This is a genomic window from Rhodococcus sp. NPDC056960, from assembly GCF_042674125.1.
Taxonomy (GTDB): domain Bacteria; phylum Actinomycetota; class Actinomycetes; order Mycobacteriales; family Mycobacteriaceae; genus Rhodococcus_F.
In genome coordinates this window covers 183,913-195,200 of record NZ_JBHURF010000008.1, presented here as the reverse complement: position 1 = coordinate 195,200, position 11,288 = coordinate 183,913, and the positions used below count along the sequence as shown (strand labels likewise).

At 67.3% G+C, this 11,288-nt stretch carries 17 protein-coding genes and 1 tRNA gene; 9 read left to right on the top strand and 9 right to left on the bottom strand.

What is annotated here, in order from left to right:
• Positions 1 to 113: 113 nt before the first annotated feature.
• Positions 114 to 1,460 (top strand): lysine N(6)-hydroxylase/L-ornithine N(5)-oxygenase family protein, encoded by a 1,347-nt coding sequence (locus ACFTWF_RS14950; protein WP_378461990.1) that lies wholly within the window; start codon positions 114 to 116, stop codon positions 1,458 to 1,460.
• A complete protein-coding gene (locus ACFTWF_RS14945) occupies positions 1,457 to 1,708 on the top strand; it encodes an MbtH family protein (RefSeq protein ID WP_005244517.1) in 252 nt (83 codons plus the stop codon). Before ACFTWF_RS14950 ends, ACFTWF_RS14945 begins: the two co-directional genes overlap by 4 nt.
• A gap of 101 nt (positions 1,709 to 1,809) precedes the next feature.
• Here ACFTWF_RS14945 and ACFTWF_RS14940 read toward each other — a convergent pair whose 3' ends face one another.
• Entirely contained in the window at positions 1,810 to 3,243 is a 1,434-nt protein-coding gene (locus ACFTWF_RS14940; protein ID WP_378461989.1) for a threonine/serine exporter ThrE family protein, read from the bottom strand.
• A 1-nt stretch (position 3,244) separates the two neighbouring features.
• On the bottom strand, positions 3,245 to 3,625 hold the full coding sequence (locus tag ACFTWF_RS14935) for a nuclear transport factor 2 family protein (RefSeq protein WP_378461988.1): 381 nt from the start codon (positions 3,623 to 3,625) through the stop codon (positions 3,245 to 3,247).
• 72 nt (positions 3,626 to 3,697) lie between these two features.
• Between ACFTWF_RS14935 and ACFTWF_RS14930 the strand changes: the two genes are divergently transcribed.
• Both ACFTWF_RS14930 and ACFTWF_RS14925 read left to right on the top strand, forming a co-directional pair.
• Positions 3,698 to 3,772: transfer RNA gene (locus ACFTWF_RS14930), tRNA-Thr, on the top strand.
• A 143-nt stretch (positions 3,773 to 3,915) separates the two neighbouring features.
• Positions 3,916 to 4,122 (top strand): RNA polymerase sigma factor, encoded by a 207-nt coding sequence (locus ACFTWF_RS14925; RefSeq protein ID WP_378461987.1) that lies wholly within the window; start codon positions 3,916 to 3,918, stop codon positions 4,120 to 4,122.
• Between the two features lie 3 nt (positions 4,123 to 4,125).
• Here the strand turns inward: ACFTWF_RS14925 and ACFTWF_RS14920 are convergent, their stop codons facing one another.
• The 3 genes from ACFTWF_RS14920 to ACFTWF_RS14910 all read right to left on the bottom strand — a co-directional run bounded on the left by ACFTWF_RS14920 (position 4,126) and on the right by ACFTWF_RS14910 (position 6,156).
• On the bottom strand, positions 4,126 to 4,473 hold the full coding sequence (locus ACFTWF_RS14920; RefSeq protein ID WP_378461986.1) for a lipase family protein: 348 nt from the start codon (positions 4,471 to 4,473) through the stop codon (positions 4,126 to 4,128).
• A 95-nt stretch (positions 4,474 to 4,568) separates the two neighbouring features.
• The gene (locus tag ACFTWF_RS14915; RefSeq protein WP_378461985.1) at positions 4,569 to 5,306 is read right to left on the bottom strand and encodes a TetR/AcrR family transcriptional regulator; all 738 of its coding nucleotides are present in this window, start codon (positions 5,304 to 5,306) and stop codon (positions 4,569 to 4,571) included.
• Positions 5,269 to 6,156 carry a sigma-70 family RNA polymerase sigma factor gene (locus ACFTWF_RS14910; RefSeq protein WP_378461984.1) on the bottom strand — a complete coding sequence of 296 codons (888 nt, stop codon included), beginning with the start codon at positions 6,154 to 6,156 and terminating at the stop codon, positions 5,269 to 5,271. Before ACFTWF_RS14910 ends, ACFTWF_RS14915 begins: the two co-directional genes overlap by 38 nt.
• Positions 6,157 to 6,234: 78 nt before the next feature.
• On the opposite strand from ACFTWF_RS14910, the gene ACFTWF_RS14905 reads away from it, so the two are divergent.
• Positions 6,235 to 6,996, top strand: coding sequence for an SDR family oxidoreductase (locus ACFTWF_RS14905; protein ID WP_378461983.1), 762 nt, complete (start codon positions 6,235 to 6,237; stop codon positions 6,994 to 6,996).
• Here ACFTWF_RS14905 and ACFTWF_RS14900 read toward each other — a convergent pair.
• The 3 genes from ACFTWF_RS14900 to ACFTWF_RS14890 are packed head-to-tail and all read right to left on the bottom strand — an operon-like array spanning position 6,984 to position 8,224.
• Entirely contained in the window at positions 6,984 to 7,841 is an 858-nt protein-coding gene (locus tag ACFTWF_RS14900; RefSeq protein WP_378461982.1) for a SigB/SigF/SigG family RNA polymerase sigma factor, read from the bottom strand. The genes ACFTWF_RS14905 and ACFTWF_RS14900 overlap by 13 nt on opposite strands.
• Positions 7,842 to 7,884: 43 nt before the next feature.
• The gene (locus tag ACFTWF_RS14895) at positions 7,885 to 8,025 is read right to left on the bottom strand and encodes a hypothetical protein (protein WP_378461981.1); all 141 of its coding nucleotides are present in this window, start codon (positions 8,023 to 8,025) and stop codon (positions 7,885 to 7,887) included.
• Between the two features lie 55 nt (positions 8,026 to 8,080).
• Positions 8,081 to 8,224: a hypothetical protein gene (locus ACFTWF_RS14890; RefSeq protein WP_378461980.1), complete on the bottom strand. Its 144-nt coding sequence runs from the start codon at positions 8,222 to 8,224 to the stop codon at positions 8,081 to 8,083.
• A 254-nt stretch (positions 8,225 to 8,478) separates the two neighbouring features.
• Between ACFTWF_RS14890 and ACFTWF_RS14885 the strand changes: the two genes are divergently transcribed.
• Positions 8,479 to 8,805, top strand: coding sequence for a MerR family transcriptional regulator (locus tag ACFTWF_RS14885; RefSeq protein WP_185725715.1), 327 nt, complete (start codon positions 8,479 to 8,481; stop codon positions 8,803 to 8,805).
• A gap of 14 nt (positions 8,806 to 8,819) precedes the next feature.
• Here ACFTWF_RS14885 and ACFTWF_RS14880 read toward each other — a convergent pair whose 3' ends face one another.
• The gene (locus ACFTWF_RS14880; RefSeq protein ID WP_378461979.1) at positions 8,820 to 9,203 is read right to left on the bottom strand and encodes a hypothetical protein; all 384 of its coding nucleotides are present in this window, start codon (positions 9,201 to 9,203) and stop codon (positions 8,820 to 8,822) included.
• Between the two features lie 239 nt (positions 9,204 to 9,442).
• On the opposite strand from ACFTWF_RS14880, the gene ACFTWF_RS14875 reads away from it, so the two are divergent.
• From ACFTWF_RS14875 to ACFTWF_RS14865, 3 genes are all read left to right on the top strand, one after another.
• A complete protein-coding gene (locus ACFTWF_RS14875) occupies positions 9,443 to 9,751 on the top strand; it encodes a MerR family transcriptional regulator (protein WP_378461978.1) in 309 nt (102 codons plus the stop codon).
• 248 nt (positions 9,752 to 9,999) lie between these two features.
• A complete protein-coding gene (locus ACFTWF_RS14870) occupies positions 10,000 to 10,230 on the top strand; it encodes a hypothetical protein (RefSeq protein WP_378461977.1) in 231 nt (76 codons plus the stop codon).
• 38 nt (positions 10,231 to 10,268) lie between these two features.
• On the top strand, positions 10,269 to 11,234 hold the full coding sequence (locus tag ACFTWF_RS14865) for a ferritin-like domain-containing protein (RefSeq protein WP_378461976.1): 966 nt from the start codon (positions 10,269 to 10,271) through the stop codon (positions 11,232 to 11,234).
• Positions 11,235 to 11,288: the final 54 nt, after the last annotated feature.

Below are 11,288 nucleotides of genomic sequence, written 5' to 3'. Positions count from 1 at the left end.
GGCCGGATCTACTTGGTACTGTGCTGGAAATAAGGATAGGCTTCACTATCTTTTCGGAAGGCGGACGGCAGCTGGGTCGGGTGCGGCGCGGCGTCGAGGACGGACAGCGAGCTATGAGTGAATCGCCGGAAACGGTCGGTACAGATCTCCCGGTGCGAGATGTCGTGGGTGTCGGATTCGGTCCCGCCAACCTCGCCCTGGCCATCGCCATCGAGGAACACAATGCGGAGTGCTCGCCGGGCGAGCGGATCAGCGCGCAGTTCTTCGAGAAGCAGGAACGATTCGGGTGGCATCCCGGGATGCTGCTCGACGGCGCGACCATGCAGATCGCGTTCCCGAAGGATCTGGTGACGTTCCGGAATCCGCGTAGCGCCTTCACTTTCTTCAATTACCTGTTCGATCAGGGCCGCCTCGTCGACTTCGTCAACCATCAGACCTTCTTCCCGACGCGGCACGAGTTTCACGACTACCTGCGGTGGGCGGCGCGTCGCGTGGATGCCGACGTGCGGTACTCCACCGCGGTGGAGACGGTCCGCGGAATCCGCGGTGACGACGGGCTGATCGACCGTTTCGAGGTCCGTGCCGCCGACGGCACCGCCGTCATCGCCCGCAACGTGGTGATGGGCGCCGGGCTGCGGGAACGAATCCCGGAGTGGGCCAACCCCTCTGCGCGCTGCTTCCACAACCACCAGTTCCTGTTCCGGCTCGGTCGGATGCCGGCGCCGGTCCACCACCGGTTCGTCGTCCTCGGAGCGGGGCAGAGCGCCGCCGAGATCGTGCAGTACCTGCACGGAAACTACCCCGAAGCCGAAGTCCACAGCGTCTTCTCGCGGTACGGCTACAGCCCGGCCGACGACAGTCCGTACGCCAACCGCATCTTCGATCCGGAGGCCGTGGACGATCTGCACGGCGCCCCCGAGGAGGAGCGACTGCGACTGCTGGATGTCCATAGGAGCACTAACTATTCGGTGGTCGACATCGAGCTCATCAACGAGCTGTACGCCACGGAATACCAGGAACGGGTGCGGGGACGCCGGCGCCTGTTCATGCGCCGCGCGTCGGAGATCGTTGCCGTCGACGAGACTTCCGACGGAATCGAGGTCGCGGTGCGCAGCGGTGTGGACGGACTCACCGACACTCTCTCTTGCGACGCACTGATTCTGGCCACCGGGTTCACCCCTGCACCCCTAGAACCCCTGCTCGGCGATCTCGCGCCGAAGACCCACCCGCCGAGGGACGTGGGACGAGATTACAGATTGGCGGTTTCGCCGGACGTCACAGCGGGAATCTATCTGCAGGGCGGCACGGAGAAAACGCACGGAATCACGTCGTCGCTCCTGTCGAACGTTGCCGTGCGGGCGGGAGAGATCGTTACATCTGTCGTAACAAGGCGTGGCCGTAACGGCACGCTTGCTAGTGTGAACGCACAGGACACGTATGCGACAAGCGAGGCGAGATGAGCACCAATCCATTCGATGACGAAGAAGGCCGCTTCTACGTGCTGGTGAACGACGAGGACCAGCACTCACTGTGGCCCACGTTCTCTGAGGTGCCGGCAGGCTGGCGCGTGGTTTTCGGCGAGGAAAGCCGGGCTGCATGCCTCGAGTACGTGGAGAAGAACTGGACCGACATGCGGCCGAAGAGCCTGCGTGAGGCCATGGAGGCCGACGAGAAGTCAGGCGGACGGCACAGCGTCGACAAGAGCTGAGCTCTCCGGCGCCCGCGTGTCGGCGACGATGTAACGGAAACGACCGCCGGTGAGACACCGGCGGTCGTTCCCGGCCGACGCGGCCGTCAGCAGAAACTGCGTCAGGCCGCCTTCTGTGTTTCGATCGGCTTCCGCCGCCTCGTCTTGAATACGGGGCGGCGGATGTCGTCTGTGCGACGCAGGATGCGCGGCCTCCGCAGGGTGCGGGCGATCCATTCGCCGAGGGTGACACCGGCGGCGAGTGCGCACCCGATACCGAACGCAGCCAGCAACGAGCTGAGTCCGATCACGACTTCGTTGTTCAGCAGGGCGTACAGACCCCGGTACAGGGACAGACCCGGCAGCAACGGTGTGATACCTGCCACCACGACGACCAGCGGTGGCGTGAGCGCGCGGCGGGCCATCAGACCACCGGCGAAACCGACCACGGTGGCGGCGAGTGCCGAACCGATGATCGGGCCGATACCGAACTGGTGCGCCACCATGTACACGAGCGCGCCTGCCGCCCCACCGAACCACGCGGCGGTGAGGGCCCGCTGCTCGGCGTAACAGGCCAGTGCATAGAACATCGAAGCGAAAGCGCCCGACATCACCAGCACGGGCAGTTGCACGAGTTCCGTGATCTCGACGTTGACCGGTGGCAGGGTCGAACCCAGCACGCCGGTCACACGCAACGAGATGGCCACACCGGCGATGATGCCGCCGGTCATCATGACCACTTCGAAGAATCGTGCCGCCGCCGTGATCGGTGCTCCCGTGATGGCGTCCTGTACGGAACCGACCAGTGACAGCCCGGACAACAGCACCACCACACCGGCCGAAATGATCTGTGAGGGTCTGATCTCGACGCCCAGCTGATCCTGGAACGTGTAGAGCGTCGCCGCCGGCGTCGCGGCCACCAGACCGCCCGCCACCTGCTGGAAAAAGTACGGCAGACCGATGCGGTTGAGGACGCGGTTGACCCGGTAGATCACCATCGTCGTGAGGAAGGCGACGGAGGCAACCAGCACCCCACCACCCATCAAAACGGACACCGACGCGGCCATCGACGCCCAGGCGAGCGTCGCGATCCAGCGGTTGTACGGGTGCGGCGCCGTGGTGACCGCGGTCAGGGCCTCATGCGCCTCGCCGGGGGTGACCGCTTCCCGGCGGATCCGCCGGGTGAGCCGGTCGACCGCTGCGAGCCGGGTGAAGTCCATCGAGCGGTAGTGCACGATCCGCATGGTGCTCGCCGGCGGCAGAGTGGGCCCGCGGTACGCGGACAGCACGATGGAGTTGTACGTGACATCCACATCGCACTGGGCGAGGCCGTACGTGGCGGCGATGAACTGCACCTGCTCGGCGGTGTCCATCGCACCGGTGCCGGACGCGAGAAGCACTTCACCGACGCGCACGGCGAGGTCGAGTACTTCGGCGACCACCGCGTCGTCGGTGAGGTCGATCGGCTGCAGCGGTGTCGGTGCAGCGGTGACCGCATCGACCGTTGCGCGACGGTCGCCGGTGAGACGTTGGAGGGATTCTGTGAGCTTGGCCATACTACGTGTCGGAGACAAGGTCTTTCTCGGTCAGATCGGTAGCGGAGAGTGCAGACTCGAGTGTCTCGTGGCGGAACGTGGAGATGACCTGATCGTGGACGACACGGAATGCAGAGGCCAGGATACGCGTCTCGCCCGGGTTCGTCGTCCACGTGGCCTCCTGCTCGACCACCAGCACGCCGTCGTAGTAATACATTCGTTTCGGAATCAAGTTGATGCCCGCCGTCGACGCCCATTCCCGCAGCGCCGCCAGGCCCTGAGTGGCGCCGCGCGGCCCACCCATCTCGATGTCGTCGCTCGACAGCGACAGCAGAGTGTCGATGTCGCCGGAGTTGAGGGCGTCGTGCCAAGCGAGGACGGTGGCGATCTCCGAGGTACTCATGGCTCCAACGCTATCCAATGTGGGCGGAAGTAGCCGACGTTCCTGCAATGGATATGATGGGCGCGCGTGTCCGCCTCCTTAGCTCAGTGGTAGAGCACTCGCCTTGTAAGCGAGCGGTCGTCAGTTCAATCCTGACAGGGGGCTCCACCGCGGAAAGTTCCTCCGCGCAGCGAGGGCCACCTTCCTCCGGGAAGGTGGCCCTCGGTCGTTTTTCGCGTTCACCCCGGGGGTGTCCGATCGTCACCCTGGGGTCCCTGTCTCCGAGCCCCCCGGTCATTGACGATGGGGTCATGCACACGAATGCATGCAGGTCGGCGGTGTTGGACGCAGTCGAAGCGCTGCCGGCTCTCGAACGGGAGACGCTGGCCCTCGTGTTCTACCGGGGAATGTCCTGCGACGAGGTGGCGGCGAGGATGCAGACCACCGTCGACGTCGTCCGGGTCCGGCTCCACGCGGGCTCGCGCACACTGCTCGCCGGTGTCGGCTGCGGACTCTGACCGTCACGTTCCGATCGGCCGGCCGAGCAGGCTCGTGAGCGTGTCGCCGACGATCGACGACCAGACGGGCCACGTCGTCTGGTCGAGGGCCATCGACCCCACGTCGTGGGTGGTGCACCCGGTACCGGCCGGGATTCCGTCGAAACGATCCCGCAGCCACATCAGCGCGCTCGCCGCCGCGATCGGTTCGAGCGACAGGTGCTCGCGGGCGTGGTCGCGGGTGTAGGTCACGCGGTCGTCCGGGTCCTGGCAGTAGGTGTCGACCAGAGAGTCGACCAGAGTGTCGACCGGACCGACCGGCACCAGCCAGTCCGGGTTCGCGTGGTACATGAACATCGGGACGTCCGGCACCCGATGCCCCACCTTCGTCCGGTCGAGTACCGATTCGACGGCTTGACGACCGTCGCGACGGCCGGGATCGGCTCGTCCCGCGAATTGGTGGAGCGCTACGACAGCTGCGATGCGTCGACGCTCACGGGCAGCACCGACAGGTTCGCCAGGTGCACTTCGCGGGCGGCGAGGATCTCACCCGGCGAGGCCGCCGCGACCACGTCCGCGGGCGGTTCGTAGAAGCCCCGGTCGGCGTCGGGCAGCGCGGGAACGACGGGGGCCGGGGGAGGTGTTGCTCCAGTGGTGCGCCAGATCGCTGACGGCGCCGATGAACGCGATCCACACCAACGCGAATCGCTCGGGCGGGTCGACGACGCGGCCGTCGATCGTGCGGGCGATGGCCTCGAAGAGTTCCGCCCACTGCCGCCGGCGCTCGCGGCGGTACCGCTCGACGCGGGGCTCGCTCCGACCACCTCCACGAAGACGATCCGGGCGCGCCGCTCGTCGGTTCCGACCGATTCGATGTACGCCGTCGTGACAGTGCCGGCGACCACCCGCGGATCGCGCGACCGCGCCGCCTCGTTCGCGGCGAGCACGGTGTCGCGGGCCTCGTCCTGAATCAGGTCGTAGAGGGCGAGGAGGATCTCTTCGCGACTGCCGAACTCCTCGTAGAACTGGCGGCGCGACAGTCCGGGGTGGGCGCAGATGTCACTGATCGAACTGTGGGCGTACGTCGCGACGCTCGGCCACCGGCCGGCCGCTGTACGTCCGGTTCGATTCTGCTCGGGCCACGCTCTCAGCGTACGGTGACGCGCGTCAGTCGCCGAGAGGGGCGAGTTCGAGGCGGCGCACACGATCCGGCTCCGCGATGACATCGATTTCGGTGATCCTGCCGTCGACGATCGTGAAGGTGAGCACCACGTACGGCCGTCCGTGCGGAGCCATCACGAGCCCGACCGCGCCGTTCACGAACGCGGTCTCGGTGGAGCGTGCCCGCTCGGCGGACGCGAGAGCGCCCTTGGCCACGACCCGCGCGCCGCGGATCACCAGGGGCGCCGGTGTGGGTCCGGCCGCGGCGTCGGCCCGGAGCACGACGTCCGGGTCGAGCAGTGCGACGAGCGCGTCGAAATCGCCTGCGCGGGTGGCGGTCAGGTAGGCCTGGACGACGCGCCGCCGGCGATCCGGATCCGCGGACTCCGGCGCCGGGGCGGCGCCCTTCACCCGTCGGCGGGCACGGCTGGCGAGTTGCCGCACCGCGGGGGAGGAGCGGCCCACGATGGGCGCGATGTCGTCGAACGGCACGTCGAACATGTCGTGCAGCACGAAGGCGAGGCACTCGGCCGGCGTCAGCGTGTCGAGGACCACGAGCAGCGCCAGCCCGACGGAGTCGGCCAGCACCGCTTCGTGCTCGGGATCGCCGCCGGCGTCGCGCCCCAGGACCGGGTCGTGGGCCACGGCGTCGAGGGGTTCCTCGCGGCGCTGCTCGCGGGATCGCAGCACGTTCAGGCACACCCGCGACACCACGGTGGTCAGCCACGCCTCGAGATTCACGACCTCGTCGGTGCCGGCGCGGCTCATCCGCAGCCAGGTCTCCTGCACGGCGTCGTCGGCCTCGCTCGCCGAGCCGAGCATCCGGTAGGCGACCGCCCGCAGGCGCGGCCGATGTTCCTCGAAACGATCGGTCGGCACGTCGCGGTCGTCCACCGTGTCACATTCCTTCCCTGCGGCGGGTCTTGGCAGTAGATCCACCGACATTCAGCTGTCGAACGAACAGGAGAGATCATGACATCACCCATTCTGGTCACCGGCGGAACCGGCACACTCGGACGCCAGGTGGTACCACTGCTCCGCGCGGCGGGTCGCGACATACGTGTGCTCAGCCGTCACTCCCGCGAGTCCGGCGACGGCGTCGAGTACGTGGCCGGTGACCTGTTCGAGGGCACCGGAATCGAGGCCGCGGTGCACGGCGTCGAGACCGTGCTGCACCTCGCGGGCGGACCCAAGGGCGACGACGTCGCGACCCGGAATCTGGTGGCGGCCGCGTCGGCGGCCGCGGTGCAGCACCTGGTGTACATCTCGGTGATCGGGGCCGATCGGGTTCCGCTCGGCTGGTTCGCGTCCAAGGCGGGCGCCGAACGGGCCGTGGCGGAATCGGGCCTGCCGTGGACGACGTTGCGCGCAGCCCAATTTCACGAGCTGGTGCTGAGCATGATGTCGAAGGTGGCCAGGCTACCGGTGATCCCGGTCCCGGGCGGACTGCGCTTCCAGCCGGTCGACTCGGGCGAGGTCGCGGCGCGGCTGGTGGAGTTGACGCTCGCACCGCCCGCGGGCCTGGTGGCCGACCTGCCCGGACCGACGACCTACGGAATGGCGGACCTGGCTCGTGGATACCTGCGGGTGAACGGCAAGCATCGGCTGATGCTGCCGGTGCGGTTGCCGGGCAAGGCAGGCCGCGCGTACCGGGCCGGCGAGAACCTCTCGCTCGGCGGTACTACCGGCAAGCGAACCTGGGAGGACTTCCTCGCCGTCGGTCAGGGCTCCTGACCGACGACGTCCGCGAGTTTTCCGCGAAGGTCCGCGAGGGTCTTGGTCAGCAGCCGGGACACCTGCATCTGCGAGACTCCCACCCGCGCGGCGATCTGCGACTGCGTCATGTTCCCGAAGAAACGCAGGACGAGGACGGTCCGTTCGAGGTCGGGAAGCGACGTCAGGAGGGGCTCGAGGACCACGTGGTCCTCGACGTGGGCGAGGGACGGGTCGAGATCGCCGATCGTCTCCGACAACGGACGCTCGTTCTCGCCGAGCGGGAAGTCGACCGACAGGGTGCTGTAGGCGTCGGCGACCCGGAGTCCTTGTGCCACTTCGTCTTTGTCAATTCCCAGGGTCTCGGCCAATTCGCTCGCGGTCGGGGCGCGTCCGAGCGTGGTGGTGAGTTCGGTTGTCGCTTTGGCGAGGGAGAGGTGCAGTTCCTGCATGCTGCGCGGCACACGCATGGCCCAGCCGGTGTCCCGGAAGTGGCGGCGCACTTCGCCGGTGATCGTCGGCACGGCGTACGACACGAAGTTCTCTCCGCACCGGGCATCGAAGCGGTCGACGGCCTTGACCAGGCCGAGTCGGGCCACCTGGATCAGGTCGTCGAGCGGTTCTCCCCGGCCGTGAAACCGCCGGGCGATGTGCTCGGCCAGCGGCAGGCATCGTTCGATCAGCCGCTGCCGCAGTACGCCGCGGCGGGGGTCGGCGGCGGCGAGCCGGCCGATTGCCGCGCACTGCGCGGGCACGTCCCGGTACTGGTCCCGTTCGCGGGACACGGTGCGGTGTATCGGCTTCGTCCGCGCAGGGATGCGGCGGATCTCGCACGACGGTTCGACAAGCTGGGTGGTCGCGTTCATGGCTCTGCCCTTCTCTGACCGGCCGGCATCGGCGGCGGCGTGGCTATTCGACGAGTGCGGGGGACGAGTCGGCGGCCTCGTCGGCGAACATCGCCTCGATCCGGGCCTTGATTTCCTCGGTGCTCATCGTTGCCCCGCTGCGCGTGCTGGTGGCGGAGACGTGGGATGTGGAGTGGGCGGGCATCGGCGCGGTGTCCTGTCGTGAAGGGGGTGGTCGGGAAGCGTGGAAGGGGGGCCGGTCAGGTCGGCAGGGATGAGAACAGGGCGAGTGCGCTGAGGGCCAGCGTGGTGATCAGGCCACCGGCGATCACTCCGCCGCTGCCGGCGCCGAGGACGAGGACGTCTCCGTCGTGGGGGGTGGTCTCCGCGTGGGGCGTGGTCATCGATTCTCCTGGGTGCGGTTCGTGGTGAGAACTTATCTGCGTTGAAGAATATAGATTTTGTTGTACAGCCCCAGGGGGAGAAGTTCAAGCCGTATCGGCAAGATTGCTGCTCGGCGGGTACGCGTCCGCTCGGCTTGCCGTCGGCGCGCGGGGAGGATCGGCGCTCGACTCGCAGCGAACCTGCGCCCCCTGCTGCACATTGTGTGAACCGAACCTTGATAGGGTTGGTTCGCCCTGAGGAGAAGGGAGACCCGGTGACGTCATCTCATGTGCCGCTTCGCTCGCAGCGGGGTGTGTACGGAATCTCGGTAACGTCGGAGCTGACGGGTATCGGGCCGCAGACGCTGCGTCTGTACGAACGGCGAGGGCTGATAGCGCCTACCCGCACGGGCGGCGGAACCCGCCGGTACAGCGAAGACGATGTGGCGCGCCTCCAGAAGATCACCGAACTCGTTGCAGCCGGTGTCAATCTGATCGGAATCGGGCAGATCCTCCGCCTCGAAGCCGAGAACGCGGCCCTGGCGGCACGGAATGCGGAACTGGAGCAGCTGGTGCAGTCCGAGGTGCCCGGCCGCGCCTGAAGGGTGTCGGCGGGCTAGCTCGCGGGCTCGTCGTCGGTGGGGTTGAACTCGTCGAACGAGACGTCGGCCGTCTGCCATTTACCCTCGGCCCGGATGTCCGCGAACGCGAGATCGAATGCGTCGACCAGCCACGCGTGCTCCGCGGCGGCGAGCAGTTCGTCGGAAGTTCCGTCCGAGACGCCCTGGTAGAGGCTGACCCGCCATTCGGACGTGTCCCCGATGCTGTCGGTGAGTCCCTCGTTGGCGTTCGACGCGAGCAGGTAACGGTTGTACTCGAAATCGACCCGGATCGCATAGCCCGCACCCGTGTTGACCACGTTTGCCGGGCGCTGGGTGGCCGCCGCGAGTGCGGTCAGGGCGTCGCGATAACGGTCGGCGTGTTCCTGAGTGCGCGGCACGGTTCTCTCGTCTCTGGGGCAGAGGCCGTGGCGCTCCCGGCCACGACACCTCCACGAACATGCCGGGGCGGCCTCGGTTCGTGTTCGGTTCGGACCCGAGATTACGTCACCGGGTGCACCTCCTCGCTTCAGGCGGCTGGGTCTGAGCAGGAGGAAATGCAAAATCTATGTCAGCAATGGCAGATTCATTTCATTCGTTTGTTAACATCAGGTGTTCCTTAAGCAGAAGGGAGCCTGTTATGACCATCGATGTCCTTCCCCGCTCGCGTCGCGGGGTCTACGGAATTGCAGTGACGTCGGAGCTGACGGGCATCGGCCCGCAGACCCTGCGGCTGTACGAGCGTCGCGGGCTGCTCACCCCGGCCCGAACCAGTGGCGGCACCCGCAGGTACAGCGACGACGATCTGACCAGGCTGGCACGCATCGCCCAGCTCATGGAGGAAGGCGTGAACGTCGCGGGTATCCAGCGGATACTGGCGCTCGAATCCGAGAATGCGGAGTTGGCGTCCCGGCTGGAAGGGTCGGATCTCGGCGCGGCCGGGGCGTGAACCCGTCCGAAATTTCTCGAGTGCTGGGATCGCGTCGATAAGCCATCCGTGCAGGTCGGGGCGGTTCCCTTGCCGCGAATCTCCTCATGGCCACCTCCGTATTGCTCTGACGGGTTGATCTTCTCTGCTCAATCGCTAGGATAAAATCTGTATCCGCCAGAGCAGATAAGTTGACGACCCGAACAGGCCGCACATAGGTGGGTGACGTTGCGGCAGTCCGCATTCGACTCCAGACGGGAAATCGCACCATGACCCTTGCTGCTCCCACGTCCCTCCGCACACGCAGTGCCCGGCACGCGAAGAACCAGCAGAACGAGCCCGACCGCCGCTTCTCGCTCGGAACCGGCCTCGTCGCGGCACTCGTCGCTGCGGTGCCGGCGATGACCGTGTCCGGTTCGGTAGTCCTCGCGGCCGCGACTGCCGTATCAGTCCTGGTCGGCGTACTGGTGGCTGCATTTCTGATTTCGAGCCTGATCTGACCCGACCGACGCATTCTCACGATCGCGAAGGAGGCACAGTGACCATTTCCACCGTTCCCACCCTGATCACCCAGCTGCGGGCAGTCCTGGACCTCACCAATACCGAAATCCAGGTTGCCGAAACCCGCGTCGCACAGGCGCGCACCGACGCCGTGCGCCGAGAACTCACCGAGAACGCCGAAAACGGCCGCCTTCGCGCGGAGGCGATCGACCGTGCCATCCGCGACCTCGGCGGAGTCCCCGAGATCGTCGGCCCGCTACTCGGCCGGGTAGCGGCGGCGCTGAAGGCGATGGCCGAACAGGCGCAACCGTTCGACGAGGCTCTGCTCGGCGACCTCGCACTCGAGCACCAACTGCTCGACCGGGCGCGATACGTGAAGGCCCTCGCGACCACCGAAGGCAAGACCGATGTCGTCCGGCTGGCCGATCGGTTGATCACCGCACATGCCGCGACCGTCGACTGGTTGACCACGGTGCTCGCCGAGGACGCGCTCGGTGGACCGGCCGCCCTGCGACGCACCCCGTTCCAGGCGGCGACCGGTGCCGCGATCCGGCTGATCAACGTCCCGGTCACGTGGTCTGCGCGCGGCATCGACCGCGCACTCGACTCTGCTCGCGCCACCCCGCCCGTGCTGAGCGCGCTGCTCGGGCGAGGAGCCCACGCGGGCGACGTCGCGGCGAAGACACTCGCCGCCTCTCGTGACGCCGCCCTCGAAACGGCCGAGGAAGTCACACGCAACGAGGGAGCGAGCGGAATCGCCGACGCGATCCGCTCAGCACGCTCCGCCGGTGGCGTCCTGAAGGCGGACGAACTCCCGATCGCCGACTACGACGATCTCAACGTGTCGCAGACCGTCGCCGCGATCAAGGAGCTGACCGACCCCTCCGACGTGCGCACCGTCGTCGCCTACGAGGAGGCCCACAAGGATCGTCAGGGCGTGGTCTCCGCGGCACAGACCCGGTTGGCCGGCATCGCTCAGGAGGTCGTCGGCGTCGGCAACTGACCCACCACGACGACGCACTGCCGGTCCCTCGAGGGGTCCGGCAGTGCGTCGTGG